Source organism: Bacillus sp. CD3-5, assembly GCF_006349665.1.
Taxonomy (GTDB): Bacteria; Bacillota; Bacilli; order Bacillales; family Bacillaceae_G; genus Bacillus_A; species Bacillus_A paranthracis.
The window spans coordinates 1-15,198 of record NZ_VEPX01000024.1 but is presented as its reverse complement, the minus strand read 5'-3'; the positions used below and the strand labels follow the sequence as shown (position 1 = coordinate 15,198).

At 36.9% G+C, this 15,198-nt stretch carries 20 protein-coding genes and 1 riboswitch; of the genes, 11 read left to right on the top strand and 9 right to left on the bottom strand.

Annotated features, from left to right (window positions below):
• Positions 1-17: 17 nt before the first annotated feature.
• The 3 genes from FH036_RS25980 to FH036_RS25970 form a co-directional block, all read right to left on the bottom strand.
• Positions 18-230: a hypothetical protein gene (locus FH036_RS25980; protein ID WP_000825353.1), complete on the bottom strand. Its 213-nt coding sequence runs from the start codon at positions 228-230 to the stop codon at positions 18-20.
• Between the two features lie 61 nt (positions 231-291).
• The gene (locus FH036_RS25975) at positions 292-1,356 is read right to left on the bottom strand and encodes a tetraprenyl-beta-curcumene synthase family protein (RefSeq protein ID WP_001102457.1); all 1,065 of its coding nucleotides are present in this window, start codon (positions 1,354-1,356) and stop codon (positions 292-294) included.
• Between the two features lie 37 nt (positions 1,357-1,393).
• The gene (locus tag FH036_RS25970; RefSeq protein WP_042514590.1) at positions 1,394-2,197 is read right to left on the bottom strand and encodes an alpha/beta hydrolase; all 804 of its coding nucleotides are present in this window, start codon (positions 2,195-2,197) and stop codon (positions 1,394-1,396) included.
• Between the two features lie 74 nt (positions 2,198-2,271).
• On the opposite strand from FH036_RS25970, the gene FH036_RS25965 reads away from it, so the two are divergent.
• The 3 genes from FH036_RS25965 to FH036_RS25955 all read left to right on the top strand — a co-directional run bounded on the left by FH036_RS25965 (position 2,272) and on the right by FH036_RS25955 (position 4,617).
• Entirely contained in the window at positions 2,272-2,784 is a 513-nt protein-coding gene (locus tag FH036_RS25965) for a gamma carbonic anhydrase (protein ID WP_000640195.1), read from the top strand.
• 144 nt (positions 2,785-2,928) lie between these two features.
• Positions 2,929-3,462, top strand: coding sequence for a phosphatase PAP2 family protein (locus FH036_RS25960; RefSeq protein WP_000868587.1), 534 nt, complete (start codon positions 2,929-2,931; stop codon positions 3,460-3,462).
• A 12-nt stretch (positions 3,463-3,474) separates the two neighbouring features.
• On the top strand, positions 3,475-4,617 hold the full coding sequence (locus FH036_RS25955) for a glycosyltransferase family 4 protein (protein ID WP_139896384.1): 1,143 nt from the start codon (positions 3,475-3,477) through the stop codon (positions 4,615-4,617).
• 281 nt (positions 4,618-4,898) lie between these two features.
• Here FH036_RS25955 and FH036_RS25950 read toward each other — a convergent pair whose 3' ends face one another.
• Both FH036_RS25950 and FH036_RS25945 read right to left on the bottom strand, forming a co-directional pair.
• Positions 4,899-5,501, bottom strand: coding sequence for a molybdenum cofactor guanylyltransferase (locus tag FH036_RS25950; RefSeq protein WP_139896382.1), 603 nt, complete (start codon positions 5,499-5,501; stop codon positions 4,899-4,901).
• Positions 5,498-6,007, bottom strand: a complete 510-nt coding sequence (locus FH036_RS25945; protein ID WP_000117140.1) for a MogA/MoaB family molybdenum cofactor biosynthesis protein — start codon at positions 6,005-6,007, stop codon at positions 5,498-5,500. The genes FH036_RS25950 and FH036_RS25945 overlap by 4 nt, the downstream gene beginning before the upstream one ends.
• 101 nt (positions 6,008-6,108) lie before the next feature.
• On the opposite strand from FH036_RS25945, the gene FH036_RS25940 reads away from it, so the two are divergent.
• The 4 genes from FH036_RS25940 to FH036_RS25925 are packed head-to-tail and all read left to right on the top strand — an operon-like array spanning position 6,109 to position 7,654.
• Positions 6,109-6,342 (top strand): hypothetical protein, encoded by a 234-nt coding sequence (locus FH036_RS25940; protein WP_139896379.1) that lies wholly within the window; start codon positions 6,109-6,111, stop codon positions 6,340-6,342.
• On the top strand, positions 6,332-7,249 hold the full coding sequence (locus FH036_RS25935; protein ID WP_139896377.1) for a hypothetical protein: 918 nt from the start codon (positions 6,332-6,334) through the stop codon (positions 7,247-7,249). Before FH036_RS25940 ends, FH036_RS25935 begins: the two co-directional genes overlap by 11 nt.
• A gap of 39 nt (positions 7,250-7,288) precedes the next feature.
• A complete protein-coding gene (locus FH036_RS25930) occupies positions 7,289-7,468 on the top strand; it encodes a hypothetical protein (RefSeq protein ID WP_000424797.1) in 180 nt (59 codons plus the stop codon).
• A gap of 6 nt (positions 7,469-7,474) precedes the next feature.
• Positions 7,475-7,654 (top strand): hypothetical protein, encoded by a 180-nt coding sequence (locus tag FH036_RS25925; protein WP_000467126.1) that lies wholly within the window; start codon positions 7,475-7,477, stop codon positions 7,652-7,654.
• Between the two features lie 40 nt (positions 7,655-7,694).
• Here the strand turns inward: FH036_RS25925 and metK are convergent, their stop codons facing one another.
• Positions 7,695-8,894: a methionine adenosyltransferase gene (gene metK, locus FH036_RS25920; protein WP_000163127.1), complete on the bottom strand. Its 1,200-nt coding sequence runs from the start codon at positions 8,892-8,894 to the stop codon at positions 7,695-7,697.
• A gap of 167 nt (positions 8,895-9,061) precedes the next feature.
• Positions 9,062-9,183, bottom strand: a riboswitch (SAM riboswitch).
• Positions 9,184-9,411: 228 nt separating this feature from the next.
• Here metK and pckA point away from each other — a divergent pair.
• A complete protein-coding gene (pckA, locus tag FH036_RS25915; RefSeq protein ID WP_000108802.1) occupies positions 9,412-10,998 on the top strand; it encodes a phosphoenolpyruvate carboxykinase (ATP) in 1,587 nt (528 codons plus the stop codon).
• A 290-nt stretch (positions 10,999-11,288) separates the two neighbouring features.
• A complete protein-coding gene (locus tag FH036_RS25910) occupies positions 11,289-11,486 on the top strand; it encodes a hypothetical protein (RefSeq protein WP_138320911.1) in 198 nt (65 codons plus the stop codon).
• A 168-nt stretch (positions 11,487-11,654) separates the two neighbouring features.
• Here the strand turns inward: FH036_RS25910 and FH036_RS25905 are convergent, their stop codons facing one another.
• Complete coding sequence (locus tag FH036_RS25905) at positions 11,655-12,038, bottom strand: ATP synthase subunit I (protein ID WP_000624920.1); 384 nt, start codon at positions 12,036-12,038, stop codon at positions 11,655-11,657.
• Positions 12,039-12,320: 282 nt separating this feature from the next.
• On the opposite strand from FH036_RS25905, the gene FH036_RS25900 reads away from it, so the two are divergent.
• Positions 12,321-12,542, top strand: coding sequence for a hypothetical protein (locus FH036_RS25900; RefSeq protein WP_000639042.1), 222 nt, complete (start codon positions 12,321-12,323; stop codon positions 12,540-12,542).
• 28 nt (positions 12,543-12,570) lie between these two features.
• On the opposite strand, the gene FH036_RS25895 is transcribed toward FH036_RS25900, so the two are convergent.
• Together FH036_RS25895 and FH036_RS25890 are read right to left on the bottom strand one after the other, a co-directional pair.
• Positions 12,571-13,476 (bottom strand): DMT family transporter, encoded by a 906-nt coding sequence (locus tag FH036_RS25895; protein ID WP_138320909.1) that lies wholly within the window; start codon positions 13,474-13,476, stop codon positions 12,571-12,573.
• A 297-nt stretch (positions 13,477-13,773) separates the two neighbouring features.
• Positions 13,774-14,097 (bottom strand): iron-sulfur cluster biosynthesis family protein, encoded by a 324-nt coding sequence (locus tag FH036_RS25890; RefSeq protein ID WP_000289565.1) that lies wholly within the window; start codon positions 14,095-14,097, stop codon positions 13,774-13,776.
• A 394-nt stretch (positions 14,098-14,491) separates the two neighbouring features.
• On the opposite strand from FH036_RS25890, the gene FH036_RS27515 reads away from it, so the two are divergent.
• The coding region (locus FH036_RS27515) for a collagen-like domain-containing protein (RefSeq protein WP_483861240.1) at positions 14,492-15,198 on the top strand (707 nt) is incomplete at its 3' end.

The window sequence follows — 15,198 nt, the reverse complement described above, 5'->3', positions numbered from 1 at the left end:
CCGTGTACAAATGCTTTTTATTTACTATTTTCTTTTTTTCTACCACTTATTAAAAAGACAATATCTACTATAATAATTGCGCCAATTATTACTTGTGGCACATAATCCATCATAGTAGGACCACTTGGCCTATTCATCATCATATACATTCCAGTTACAAATGAAACGGAAAGTAGCGCGAGTAACGTTACCTCAATATTGTCATATAGCTTTTGAAACAATCGCTTCATTTCCGACACCACCTTTACCATATTATAACAAAAAACCACTCTACATGAGTGGTTTTCTTCATCACTGCGCTGTTTTCTTTCGGTACATCTTCCCGTTCCAATAGAAGAATCGTGAAGTGAGGCCCCCGTATTTTACAATGCGCCGTGCCATTTTGTGCATATTCTTTTGTGCTGATACTTTTTGATCTGATAAATAAATACCAAGTAATCCTCGGCTTATAAGGCGATGAAACTTCGCATGAGGCAAGTCACCAATGCTCTTCTCTGCTTCTTCTACAAAATGTTTCATACGATCTAATATCACTTGCTCGTTTTCGTAATAACTACAGAAATTTAAATCTCCACCTATACGGTCTTCTTCCTGATCAATGAAATAATCAAGTAAGATATGAAGTCCTTGTACGTAAGGAAAATATCCTTGTCTAATTTTCGCAATATCTTCATCATGTAATTCATCATGAAAAGCATATGCTACAAGACAGAAGATTCCAAGAGTAGAACCGGCACATGCTGAAAATTCAAACCAACTCATCTCAGGTAAGTTTTCTTTATGTGCTTCAAACCATGTTTGTAATCGTGGTTCTCTTTCTTCTAATTTCACATGTTTATGAATTTGCAAATCACAATAATAACAAGCAAGTTCATGAAGAATAGGAGCAATTTTGTCATAGTGCTTCGTTTTCTTTAAAACATCTTGGCATGTTTCAACAAGTTCATCTAAATAACCACCATCATCTTGATCATCACGATAGCGATAATAATTACCGCCACCTTCTACTTCAGGTGATAATGCCATTAACATAGATTCATGCAACGCGGCAAAATCATTCGGATCAAGTGATGTACTGCGATCACATAAATTATCTAAGTAGTCACTAATCGTTTGATATGCGACGATAAAACGAATACATTCCTCACGGTGTTCATTTGCTAATAGTGCTAAAATGCCACCGCCTTCGCAATGAAACGTTTTATGCTCAATACTTGCGATTGCCTGACTATGAAGCTCATCATTCGGAATATGGTAGGCACGCTCTTTCCACATCGCTAGCTCATGGTGTACAACCGGAAACACATCACGGTATACTTTCGCCATGAGCGTTATGGGATTACTCGGTACGTTCACTTCTTCCTTCATCTCCTCTATTCAATGTACAAATAATTTACTTATTTGTTTCTATTATGTTATTGATGCGTATTTCAGTAAATGACTGAATATAATTCAAAATTTCGTCGCGCTCATACTCATTTAATAACTCATGATAACAATTCGGCCATTCTTTAAAAGCCTTATCACTTATTTTAACATTATCAAACCAAGTGCGGACACGTATTTTATCTACAAGTTTATCCTCACATGCTTGCATTAGCAAGAGCGGAACATCTGGAAAATCGTTTATTTTCTTATGAGCCATTTCGATAGACTTAATCAATTCACTATACCAACGTACTGATACTTTGCGCAAGAACAATGAATCATTCTCCATCGCATCTCTCACTTCATGATTACGAGTTGACATTTCCACTGTAAGATTCGTTGCAAATTGCAATTTTGGAGCAATAATATTTAATATTTTTGAGGCAGCTTGAAGCGGTGCAGAAGGTCCAGCTAATACACCTAAACATGGCGAACTTAAAATAATGCCGTCTACATCTTCTCTCTTCGTTTCTTGCATCATACGAATGACAATAAGACCACCCATACTATGACCAAATAGAAAAATAGGTAACCGATACTTTCTTGCCTCTTTCACCCATAATTTAACTTCCTCTATGTATTCATCAAACGAATCAATATGTCCTCTATTTCTTGAAGTCGTTCCATGTGACGGAAGGTCCCCCATCACGACATGGTAGCCGATATGATTCCACATTTCCGCAACGGCTTCATAGCGTCCGTGATATTCCATTGCGCCGTGCACGATAACGATTACAGCCTTTGCTTCTTCAGCTTCATAATTCCACATACGGCTCTCCTCCATTTCACTCTTTTTCATAATTTGGTACACTGAAACTAGTCTCTAGGAAAGGAAGGCTTTACATGATATATCCTTACAAAGAAAAAAATCCGAAAATTGCGAGTAGTGCTTTTATCGCTGACTATGTTACCATTACAGGCGATGTCTCAATTGGCGAGGAATCAAGTATTTGGTTTAATACAGTCATCCGCGGTGATGTGTCACCAACAATTATCGGAGACCGGGTAAATGTACAAGATCAATGTACACTTCATCAAAGCCCGCAATATCCTCTTATTTTAGAAGATGACGTAACAATTGGGCATCAAGTTATTTTACATAGCTGTCATATTAAGAAAGATGCTTTAATTGGAATGGGATCTATTATATTAGATGGTGCTGAAATTGGCGAAGGAGCCTTTATCGGTGCTGGAAGCCTCGTTTCACAAGGAAAGAAAATCCCGCCAAACACGTTAGCTTTCGGTCGTCCAGCGAAAGTCGTTCGTGAGTTAACAGAAGAAGACCGTAAAGACATGGAGCGAATTCGCACGCAATACGTTGAAAAAGGCCAATATTATAAATCACTACAAAAATGATTTTACTGCTGCCATAACACTGGCAGCTTTTTTTATATAAAATCTAACTTTTTCTTTACAAAACATTATTACTCCCTCAACAAAATCTTATTAAAATAAAAGCTAATATCTCCATATATATGTAGATGAGGGAGGAGAATTTTCATGAAGGTCAGTGGATTATATAAAATAGAATGTTACATTTTCAAAGGAATTAACCGATACTTTGATCAAAAAACGTTAAATATCTTTTTCAGCAATATTACTCATATCGGTGGCGCGACTTTCTCTATCGCACTCACACTGTTCTTTTTAATTTTTGCAAGTGGAACTTTGCATCAAGCTGCAATTGCAACTGCTATTTCGTTAGCAATTAGCCATATTCCTGTGCAAATATTAAAAAGATGGTATCCACGAAAACGTCCTTATTTAACAATTCAGGATGCAAAATATCCAGTCCATCCATTACAAGACCACTCTTTCCCGTCTGGTCATACAACAGCCGTTTTCTCTGTCTTTATTCCATTTATTTGCTATAATCCAAACTTACTTATTTTCCTATTACCGTTAGCATTATGCGTCGGTATTTCGCGCATTTATTTAGGGCTCCACTATCCATCTGATGTATTTGTCGGTATGTGCCTCGGCACTTGCTCTGGCATCATCTCTTTTTATCAATTCATCCCACTTTTCACATAAAGGAGTGATATGATGAGAGTCGCCATTTTTACCGATACTTTTACACCACAAGTGAACGGGGTTGCGAAAACGTTAGAGCGGTTAACACGATATTTTCAGAAAGAAAAAATCGCCTATTCTGTTTTCGCCCCTCAGCATACAGCTGAAGATAATTTCGTAGCGAATGTGAACAAGATGAGAAGTATCCCATTAACAATATTATATCCAGAATGTCGCTTTTCTTTTCCTACTCCGCGCATTAGACGAGAACTTCTCTCCTTTAAACCTGACATGATTCACATTGCTACACCTTTCAACATGGGACTTTGTGGATTGTATTATGCAAAAAAGTTAAACATCCCAGTTGTCGGTTCTTATCATACTGATTTCGATGCTTATTTACGCTATTACAAAATTGAATTTCTCTCCAATATGCTTTGGAACTATTTAAAATGGTTTCATAGTCATATGCAAAAAAATTTCGTTCCCTCTCCTGAAACATTACATCAATTAAAACATAAAGGCTTTCAAGCTCTCTCTATTTGGGGACGCGGTGTAGATTGCAATCTCTTTCATCCAGCTTACAATACAGACCTATTCCGAAAAAAATATAATATTACAGCGAAGTCCGTCCTTTCCTATATTGGACGGATTGCTCCTGAAAAGGACATTGATACATTGCAACACCTTATCGTAAAAACGACGCATACTCAAAACGACATTCATTGGCTCATCGCAGGAGACGGTCCGCTAGCAACAAATTTGCGTGAAGCTGTTCCGAAAACAAATGTCACTTTTACTGGATATTTACAAGGTAAGGATTTAGCTGAAGCGTATGCTTGTTCTAACATCATGGTATTTCCATCCGCTACTGAAACGTTCGGAAATGTCGTACTCGAATCACTTGCATGCGGTACACCTGTCATCGGTGCAAATAGTGGCGGAGTTAAAAATATTATTACTGATGGAAAAACGGGAGTTCTTTGTCCACCCAAAAACGAGGACGCATTTCTATCATCCATTTATTCTTTACTGCAAAATGAAGAGCAACTTATACAAATGGGCATAGCGGCTTCGTCTTATGCGAAAACCAAAAGCTGGGATGAGATTTTTCGTGGGTTACTTGACCAATATGAAGAAGTCCTTCAGAACACCGCATCAGAATTACTCGCTTAAACAGAAAAACTCCCTTCAAAAACGGAGGGAGTTTATTACACAGTTATAAATTTTAGTTTACTAAATGATACATAAGGTGAAGTATCACTTTATTTCTATATTCATTATAACAAAAAGATACATAACTAAACAGACTTGTAATAAAAACCCATAAAAATTAATATATGGTTATACAGTATTTTAACTGTATAGTGATTTTAAGAGATTCCCCTTAAAATCAACTTACTCACATACCTTTATACAGTAATTGTTCCCCAATTTCTGTATATCAAAAAAACCTTTCATTCATTTGAAAGGTCTTTTTGAGCCTGCACATATTCTTCTTTCGTATTCACATTTATAAACCAATCCGCATTTGCTTGTACATCTTCACCAGCAATGTATTTCACATTACATTGTGATAAAAGCTGACCCATACTTCTTTTTTCTTCTTGAAGCAAAGCATAAATCTTTTCTTTCACGCGGTTATGGTACGCTGCAAGTAACGGTTGTTTTCTTCCATTAATAATAGGTACAATCGCATCATATTCATTGCTTGTTTTTTCTAATAAAATGGTAAACCACTCATGCGAAACATTTGGCGCATCACATGGCATAATAGCGTACCAATCTGCTTCTATGTATTCCATTCCTGATACAATTCCAGCAAGTGGGCCGTTTCCTCTATAATGCGGAATATCTTCTATAACAGGAACTTGTACGAGTTGCTCTACTCGCTCTTTTAGATCCGAATGACTAATGACTACAACTTCTTGAAGCGCATTTGTCATCACTTTCACAATATGTTCAATAAACGTACTACCTTGCCAACTCGCTAACGCTTTCGGCTCACCAAATCTACTCGACATACCACCTGCTAATACAATTCCAGCCCACTTACTCATTGTCGATGTAGCTCAAATGTAATATGACCTAATTCCGGTAAAATCAATTTATTCATCGCAAGACGAACTGCTCCGCTAGACCCTGGCATGGAAAAGACAACTTTGCGCCCAATTGTGCCACCTATCGCTCTACTTAACATTGCGCTGCTTCCGATATCTTCTAAATAACTAATCATGCGGAACAACTCACCAAACCCGACAATTTCTTTATGTAATAACGCTGATACCGCTTCAATCGTCACATCACGTTTCGTAATTCCAGTACCACCATTTGTTAACACGACATCAACATCTTCTCTGTGATAACCAGCTAACACCGCTTGCTGAATACTTTCTTTATCATCTTTTACAATTTCATAAGATGTTACTGTATGGCCTGCTTCTTTTAACAATGTATGTAATAGTTGTCCGCTCTTATCTGTCTCTTCTGTACGTGTATCGGAGATTGTTACGATCTTGCAGCGCACTTCTTTTGGCGCTTGTTTTTTATGTTCGGTTACGCTCATTTTTCATCTTCCCTCTCATTTAACTTTTTAAAATTATGTATAAACTAAAGAATCCAATATGATACAATAAAAGTATATTTATCCATCTAAAGGAGCTTTACATGATTCAAAATATGAAACGATACGTACCCATTATACCATTCCTAATTATATTATCCCTTTTCCAATGCATCGCTTACGGATTTCATATTAACTTTTTAAAATTATATGTGCTTATGACTGATGGTGGTATTCGTTACTATTTGACTAGTACAGTCATTCCACTTGCCCTTGCCTACCTTGTAGATTTTGTATGGAAACAACACCGAATTAAAGGAGTTAAATATGAAAAATAGTACAATTTATACAAAATTATTATTTTTCATTTCTTTATTAGGGCTATGCTTTTCTTCTACCGTTCATGCTGAAAAAAAACATACGAATGTTATACCCGTAAACAAAACAACTTGGAGTGAAGACAAAAATACGCCTGATCAAAAATTAAATCCCCTACTTACAACAAAATCTGCTGAAATTCAGCTCTATCATAATAACGGTAATCCAATTAAAACAAACATCTTAGAATCTTCTCCAAAAACAAATTTATATTTATTTGCTGTATCTAATTATTATATAAACAAAATCAGCTATAGAGACTATTACTTCTCAGAAGCGAAAACAGAAAACATAGAAGCAATTCAAAAAGAAAGTATACACACTTTAGAAAAAAATGCACACTCCACTGCATATACTACTGAGTCCTTTCAAGCAAGTAGAAGTTATCATTACTCTCTTTATTCTGGAGCTAAATTAACAACAACTATTACATTTAGTCAAGACAGTTCTGACGCGGATATTAACGGAAAAATAGGATCTTTTTGGGATATTACAGCATCTCATACTCTTAAAAACACAGTTATAAATCCACCTTTTATAAGCTGGAATACACAATTATCTGTACCTTATTCATCTCAAAAGTTAATAAATTATGAACCAGATTCCACTATGCTTCCACTATTCCTTTTTCGAAATTTAACTGGATTCAGTATAAACAGTAACTCATCATTAAGTGAAAACTATGGCAGTTGGACGCTGGAGAAAAACCTATTTAACCCTGTACCAAAAACAGCTCAAATGAATACGAAAATTAGAACTTCAAATACTGTGGGAAATTTAGGTTTACAATTAAGCCACACTTACGTACGTGCTGGTGGTACTACTCACTCTACAGGAATAATTTCCACATATATACCAGATAGATGATGCTATGCAAAAATTTCTTAATAAGGAGATTTATTCAATATGGAACTTTATAAAAAACTAACAACAACATTCATCCTCTTATTTATCGCTTCCATCACTGTCGGCTTTTCTCTAAAAGGCGCAATTCCATACGCTACATTAGTAAGTATTATATTCGCAACACTATTTTTACTAAGCAGTGCCTTTTGCGCAGGTAAAGCACGTCAAATGAAAGGATGATTATCTATGTTCGGTAAGAAACCCACCCTTTGTAAATCATGTGAAAAAGAAATACAAACATATGAAAAAGCATGGATTCATATGCCCTTTCCGGCAAATGGTATGACGAATATGAAAAAGTATATTGAGCTAGATGGCGAAGTGTATTGTAACTCATGCATTCAAATTGTAAGTAAAACAAAATAAAAAAGCTTTGCGCTCACTGCGCAAAGCTTTTTTTCATATATTATAGACCAGCTTGCTCTTTTAAAGCTGCAGCTTTGTCTGTACGTTCCCATGTTAGATCTACATCAGTACGTCCGAAGTGGCCGTAAGCTGCTGTTTGTTTGTAAATTGGGCGACGTAAGTCTAGCATTTTAATAATACCAGCTGGGCGAAGATCGAAGTTGTTACGAACTAGTTCTACTAGTACGTCTTCAGATACTTTACCAGTGCCGAATGTATCAACTGAAATTGATACTGGTTGTGCTACACCGATTGCGTATGCAAGTTGTACTTCTGCTTTTTCAGCAAGACCAGCTGCTACGATGTTTTTCGCAACATAACGAGCTGCATATGCTGCAGAACGGTCAACTTTCGTTGCATCTTTACCAGAGAATGCACCGCCACCGTGGCGAGCGTATCCACCGTAAGTATCAACGATGATTTTACGTCCTGTTAAACCAGCATCACCTTGTGGTCCACCAATTACGAAGCGGCCAGTTGGGTTAATGAAGAATTTCGTTTCTCCATCGATTAATTCTGCTGGTACTACAGCTTTAATTACGTGCTCTTTTAAGTCGCGATCGATTTCTTCCCATGTAACATCTGGGTGATGTTGTGTAGAAATTACGATAGTATCAACACGTACTGGTTTACCATTTTCATCATACTCAACTGTAACTTGCGTTTTTCCATCCGGACGTAGGTATGATAATGTATCATTTTTACGTACTTCAGTTAAACGGCGAGCTAATTTGTGAGCAAGCGAGATTGGAAGCGGCATTAACTCTTGTGTTTCATTACATGCGAAACCAAACATTAAACCTTGGTCTCCTGCACCAATTGCCTCAATCTCAGCGTCAGTCATTTGACCTTCGCGTGCTTCTAGCGCTTGGTCAACACCCATAGCGATGTCAGCAGATTGCTCATCGATAGATGTTAAAACTGCACAAGTTTCTGCATCGAATCCGTATTTTGCGCGTGTGTAACCAATGCCTTGAATTGTTTCACGAACGATTTTTGGAATATCTACGTAAGTAGAAGTCGTAATTTCCCCCGCTACCAATACTAAACCAGTTGTTACAGTTGTTTCACAAGCTACACGTGCATTTGCGTCTTTTGATAAGATCGCATCTAAAATTGAATCAGAAATTTGGTCACAAATTTTATCTGGATGTCCTTCAGTTACAGACTCAGATGTGAACAGATGACGTTTTTTTGTCATGTGGTAAACCTCCCTACAGTAATTGTATATATTGTACGGAACTCATCCTTAATTTGCCACAAACTGCGACATACATTTATTCTCCCACAAGCATACAGAAAAACCTTTCCCACTTTACATAGAGGAAAGGTTTAATTTGCTACTTGCATACTGCTTTTTGCCCTTCGCTCTTATCGTTCGAGACCTGTAGCCTCGCACAGGTTTTAGCACCTATTCACCTGTATTTACCACTACAAGTGAGGTTGCTGGGCTTCATCGGGCCTGTCCCTCCGCCAGCTCGGGATAAGAGAGTATCCGTCCCAACCTATACTAAAGAAATGATATTCATTTGTCAATTAATATTCACATTTTCGTGAAAGTTTTTCTCAATGCGCCTAAAATGAAATATTAATAAGGAAATAATGTATTCACACAAACAAAAAGAAATAAATAGTATACATTATTTATATAATTGTGTTATACTCTTGTTGGGGATTACGAGAAATATTTCATTAAATGAAAAGGATGGTATATAAATATGAGTACTGTGAATGTCCAAATTGGTTTACACGAATTATTGAACGGAAGCAATGCACAGATTCAACTAAGTGTTCCGCAATTAGTGGAAAAAGTATTAATGCGAAATGAAGGGAAATTAACTTCGACTGGTGCCGTTTCTGCTTCAACTGGAAAATATACAGGACGTTCTCCTAAAGATAAATTTATTGTGAAAGAAGCATCGGTTGCTGACAAAATTGCTTGGGGAGCTGTGAATCAACCGATTTCTGAAGAACATTTTAATAAATTATATACGAAAGTTTTAGAATACTTAAAAGAAAAAGAAGAGTTATTCGTCTTCAAAGGATTTGCAGGCGCGGACCGCAATTACCGCCTACCAATTCAAGTTATTAACGAATATGCATGGCACAATTTATTTGTACATCAATTATTCATTCGTCCAACTGAAGAAGAATTAACAACTCATGAATCAGAGTTCACAATTGTTTCTGCACCGAATTTCAAAGCTGATCCAGCTGTTGACGGTACAAACTCTGAAGCATTCATTATGGTTTCATTCGAAAAACGTATCGTACTAATTGGTGGTACAGAATACGCTGGAGAAATGAAAAAATCAATCTTCTCTATTATGAACTTCTTATTACCTGAACAAGATATCCTTTCTATGCATTGCTCTGCAAACGTAGGTGAAGAAGGCGACGTAGCACTATTCTTCGGTTTATCTGGAACAGGTAAAACAACATTATCTGCTGATCCAAACCGTAAATTAATCGGTGATGATGAGCATGGTTGGTCTGATAACGGTGTATTCAATATTGAAGGCGGTTGCTACGCGAAATGTGTAAACCTTTCTCACGAGAAAGAACCACAAATTTTCGATGCAATCACATTTGGATCCGTTTTAGAAAACGTTATCATTAATGACCAAACGCGTATCGCAGACTATAACGATACTACTTTAACAGAAAATACTCGTGCTGCATACCCTATGCATGCGATCGACAATATCGTACTGCCAAGTGTTGCAGGACACCCAAATACAATTATCTTCTTAACTGCTGATGCATCTGGCGTATTGCCTCCAATCAGCAAATTATCAAAAGAACAAGCTATGTACCATTTCTTAAGTGGCTACACTAGTAAACTAGCAGGAACAGAGCGCGGCGTTACATCTCCGCAAGCAACATTCTCAACTTGCTTCGGTTCACCATTCTTACCACTTGATGCATCTCGCTATGCTGAAATGCTTGGTGAAAAAATCGAGAAACACGATGCGAAAGTATTCTTAGTAAACACTGGCTGGACTGGTGGCGAATACGGCGTTGGTAAACGTATGAACTTAGGCTACACTCGTGCAATGATTCAAGCAGCATTAAACGGTGAACTTGCAAAAACTGAAACAGCTAAACATGACATCTTCGGTCTTGAAGTTCCACTTCACGTACCAGGTGTACCTGACGAAGTGTTAATGCCTGAACAAACTTGGGCTGATAAAGCTGCTTACAAAGCAAAAGCAATCGAACTTGCAAATGAATTCAAAGCTAACTTCAAAAAGTTCGACAGCGTATCTGAAGACATTATTAACTTAGGCGGCCCAATCGCTTAAGTGCAAACTTTCTGTTGGAATAACCCTTTACTCATATGAATAAGTGTCGTGTAACCGTAAAGTTTCGCGTACTCACCGACAAAACCCAATGCGGCTTAACGGTTACACACACTTACATAAAAAAGAAGCTTACGTTTTTTACGTAAGCTTCTTTCTATATCTTATATAAAGTGAAACGTTACTCTCTTCATCTGTGACTTAGTTTGTTAATTTACAGAAATTTCACTTTATATTTATTTATTTTTAGTTTTTTATGATATAATTTACATATATAGGAAGGGGTGAAACCTATGAAAAATTTTTCTCGTACAGGAAAAATTTTATTCAGTTACGGAGCGTTCCAAATGTTTTGGGGACTTGTAATGCTTAACGTTAATTTATTTGAGCATACAAGTGAAACGATAAAATATATTATTCTAATTACCGGAATAGTTTTTTGTATTATATCCAACTTTTTTAAAGAACATAAAAGTCATACTATTACGTGATTTTATGTTAACTTATTGGAAGCAGAAACCTGTATTTTATGAAAAGTTTCGCTTCCTATTGTACTATTCATCGCCGGATCCCTTATTCCAGGGTAAATTCATTTTTACACATATAACTTACGGATATATCCCTCGCTAGATCCTCTATTCCATCTAAAAAGAGGCTTTTTATCTTTTGGTTAGTTCCTTTTCATCTTTCATACTATAATAACCTAAGTTAACGACGATTAAAAAATAACCGCCCATAATCCCTACTGCAAATGCCCACATAACCATATGGTGCTCAATTTCGTACATAATAATAGCGCCCAAAATAGCAGCCGCAAAACGATTAAACATACCGAGCGTCGGTGCTTTCGTTTTCTTTACGATACTATCTCCAAGCTTCTCAATTCGTCTCCCTAAAAGCCACACGCAATACATACTTACAATAAGTCCAATTCCTGCACCTAAAAAATGTGCTGAAAACGGTGTTACCATCCAGCCTAGCAAAAGAAAACCTAGTATATAATACGATTGAATTTTAAACGACCTTAACGACATACTAATCATGCTGTTCTCCTCTTCTTCAGTAATTTTTATCTATCCAACAAAAGACTTCTTTCAAGTTCATACTACTTAAACCCATTTCACTCAAATAAAAAACAACATAAACGGTATGTTTATGTTGTTTAAATGTTTTTAGAAAATAATATTATACAAGATTTTAAACATCATATTTTCATAATTTGTGACGTTTTTTCAAACATTTTTCGTCCATTTATGAAAAAATTGATATCAATCTATGAACATACGGATATGATGTAATAAGTACACAAATAAAGGGGGCGTCTAATGATTTATTTTTTAATGGCTCTCATTCACCTCATTATCCCTGCACTTATTGGACTTTCATTGTATTGGTACACGAAAAACCATAGTATTTTCTACGCTGTCCTCGGTGTCCTTCTTCCGGGTATTATTCTTATCACACTCTTCCGTATTCCATTTTTAAACTTAATTCCTCTTATTACTGCTATCTTATTTCTCATCTTCTTACCAAAAATAAAAAAATAGGAAAGCAGATCATAGGTGATCTGTTTTCCTATTTTGATATAGGTTCCCCTGCAGTAGAATGCACTTTTACTTTCTCCGATTTCACAAACCATAAACCGAAGAAAATAATAATTCCACCGATTATTTGTTGAAACGATACATATTCATTTGCCCATACAGCTGCAAATAAAACAGCTACAAGTGGCGTTATATACATATATACCATCGTATGTGACGCTCCAATTTTTTGTACACCAACATACCACATCACTAAACCAAATACTGTTACAAAGAAAATAGAATATAGTAAAGCGAATAGTGTTATTCCATGTGTAATGTGAAATGGCATTATAAATACGTATGGTCCACTTAAAAGCAAGAGTGGAATAGCGCCAACTAGTGCTGACCATGCGGTAACACGTAGCGCTGAATATTTTTTAATTAATGGACTTGCTAAAACAGGATAAAGCCCCCAACATATTGATGTAATGAGTCCAATCCCATTTCCATAAAAGGAACTAACAAGTGAATGTCCCGCTGCTAAAACTAATGCTGCACCACAAAAAGCAACGATAGAACCGATAAGCTTTCGAGAAGAAAACTTTTCTTGTTTCAAGAAAATCGCAAATACAGTTGTAAAAATAGGTGAAATAGAAATGAGTAAAGAGGCATTGGTAGCGGATGTATATTTAACAGTTTCCATAAATAACGTTTGATACAGTACAATACCTACAACGCTAACGATAATTAATCTAGGTATATCTTTTCTCTCCATATAAACCGACTTCTCAATAAAAAATGTAAGGAGTAACATAAGCGGTGCCGCCGATATCATCCGAAGTGCAGTAAACTCAATTGCTGTAAATTCTAAAAGTCCATATTTCGCAATCGTAAAATTAATCCCCCAAATAATAACGACTGCTAAAATTAATAACTCAATTCCCCATCTTCTCATGCGTATCCCCTCCGCAAAAACAATTATACAGAAAATTCAATCATATGTACATTTCATTATGTGAAAAAATCTTTGTATTGTATGAAACGTTTTGGTGCATGAAATTATATCAGCGATTTTCTGAATATATCAGCGCAACTCGAATTATATCAGCGATTTTCAAAATATATCGGCGCAACTCGAATTATATCAGCGATTTTTTAAATATATCGACTTATCAACAAAAAACGACAATAATAGCGACTTATACAATAAAAAAGGTGGTTCCAAAATACGTTTTGGAACCACCTTTTTTTACTACACTCGAACGTGTAACTTCATATTTGGATTATAAAACTGGCTCGGGCTCTTCAGCTGAAACGTCCCTCCACCTTCATGCCAATCAACTGTTAACTTATCATCCATAAATACAAGCTTTGTGCGATCTGCGATAAAATTCATTGTGCTAGATTCGATATCCACATCGCGCTCATCTTTTTCTGCTACAGCTACTAAATCGATAATTCCGCTCATTACACAACCGCAACCTTCATTATCGTAAAATAACTTTATATATTTCGCTTCATTTGGAATCGTATCCATAATTTTTTTATATGCTGCTTCTGTTACAGTAACGTACATATGTTAATGTTCATCCTCTCTCGTATCCTTCATATATTGTACCACCATTTTTCTTTAAAAATATATACAGAAAATTATGAACAATATACAATGTATGTAGTAAGTGAAAGAAACATTGATGTATGATTGGTTTAAAGAGAATTTTGAAGTGGATGTTACTTTGGTTCCACAGGAAAAATGGTGGTTATAAATTTTTAAAGAGATAGCTAATTTAGCTATCTCTTTTTACTAAACTTAAAATAGAAAAAAATTCGATATATAATACACTTTCACCCTACTGTTAAAATCTAGACACACAATACAATCAACCACACAAAAATATAGAATTCCTAATATACATATAGTAGTTCTATTTTAAAAACTAGATTTTCAAAATATAGAAAGGAGAACATACATGTACCCACGTAATTGTTTTAGTTGCGATGGCAGACGCCCCAGTGGTTCTAACGGGAATACTGGACCCACTGGCATCACCGGACCTACCGGCATCACCGGACCTACCGGCATCACTGGACCTTCTGGCATCACCGGATCCACTGGCATCACTGGACCTACCGGCATCACCGGACCCACCGGCATCACCGGACCCACCGGCATCACCGGACCCACTGGAGCTACCGGCGCTACTGGGGGTACAGGAGCTGGTTTACAAAGTACTACCGCCTTTAGTCTTGCAGCCGCTCCAAACTATAAAGCCGGACAAGTTGTTACTTATACGAGCAGCGGCTATGTTGTAAAAAAGGATGCACCTCAAGGATTTCCTAATGTATCTCCAGATTATATTGTCTTAGTAGAAAATGGGGCTACTGGAAGCACCGGACCTACCGGGAATACTGGATCCACTGGGAATACCGGATCTACTGGAAGCACCGGACCTTCTGGGAACACCGGATCTACTGGAAGCACCGGATCTCCTGGAAGCACTGGACCCACTGGCATCACTGGATCTACTGGCATCACCGGACCCACTGGCATCACCGGATCTACCGGAAGCACTGGACCCACTGGGAACACCGGATCTACTGGAAGCACTGGACCCACTGGGAACACCGGATCTACTGGAAGCACTGGACCCACTGGGAACACCGGATCTACTGGAAG

Bases quoted from the DNA above. Each gene is read 5' to 3' on its own strand.
- FH036_RS25980 (WP_000825353.1), bottom strand. From the start codon at position 230: ATGAAGCGATTGTTTCAAAAGCTATATGACAATATTGAGGTAACGTTA.
- FH036_RS25970 (WP_042514590.1), bottom strand. From the start codon at position 2,197: ATGTGGAATTATGAAGCTGAAGAAGCAAAGGCTGTAATCGTTATCGTG.
- FH036_RS25965 (WP_000640195.1), top strand. From the start codon at position 2,272: ATGATATATCCTTACAAAGAAAAAAATCCGAAAATTGCGAGTAGTGCT.
- FH036_RS25960 (WP_000868587.1), top strand. From the start codon at position 2,929: ATGAAGGTCAGTGGATTATATAAAATAGAATGTTACATTTTCAAAGGA.
- FH036_RS25955 (WP_139896384.1), top strand. From the start codon at position 3,475: ATGAGAGTCGCCATTTTTACCGATACTTTTACACCACAAGTGAACGGG.
- FH036_RS25950 (WP_139896382.1), bottom strand. From the start codon at position 5,501: ATGAGTAAGTGGGCTGGAATTGTATTAGCAGGTGGTATGTCGAGTAGA.
- FH036_RS25945 (WP_000117140.1), bottom strand. From the start codon at position 6,007: ATGAGCGTAACCGAACATAAAAAACAAGCGCCAAAAGAAGTGCGCTGC.
- FH036_RS25940 (WP_139896379.1), top strand. From the start codon at position 6,109: ATGATTCAAAATATGAAACGATACGTACCCATTATACCATTCCTAATT.
- FH036_RS25935 (WP_139896377.1), top strand. From the start codon at position 6,332: ATGAAAAATAGTACAATTTATACAAAATTATTATTTTTCATTTCTTTA.
- FH036_RS25930 (WP_000424797.1), top strand. From the start codon at position 7,289: ATGGAACTTTATAAAAAACTAACAACAACATTCATCCTCTTATTTATC.
- FH036_RS25925 (WP_000467126.1), top strand. From the start codon at position 7,475: ATGTTCGGTAAGAAACCCACCCTTTGTAAATCATGTGAAAAAGAAATA.
- metK (WP_000163127.1), bottom strand. From the start codon at position 8,894: ATGACAAAAAAACGTCATCTGTTCACATCTGAGTCTGTAACTGAAGGA.
- pckA (WP_000108802.1), top strand. From the start codon at position 9,412: ATGAGTACTGTGAATGTCCAAATTGGTTTACACGAATTATTGAACGGA.
- FH036_RS25910 (WP_138320911.1), top strand. From the start codon at position 11,289: ATGAAAAATTTTTCTCGTACAGGAAAAATTTTATTCAGTTACGGAGCG.
- FH036_RS25905 (WP_000624920.1), bottom strand. From the start codon at position 12,038: ATGATTAGTATGTCGTTAAGGTCGTTTAAAATTCAATCGTATTATATA.
- FH036_RS25900 (WP_000639042.1), top strand. From the start codon at position 12,321: ATGATTTATTTTTTAATGGCTCTCATTCACCTCATTATCCCTGCACTT.
- FH036_RS25895 (WP_138320909.1), bottom strand. From the start codon at position 13,476: ATGAGAAGATGGGGAATTGAGTTATTAATTTTAGCAGTCGTTATTATT.
- FH036_RS25890 (WP_000289565.1), bottom strand. From the start codon at position 14,097: ATGTACGTTACTGTAACAGAAGCAGCATATAAAAAAATTATGGATACG.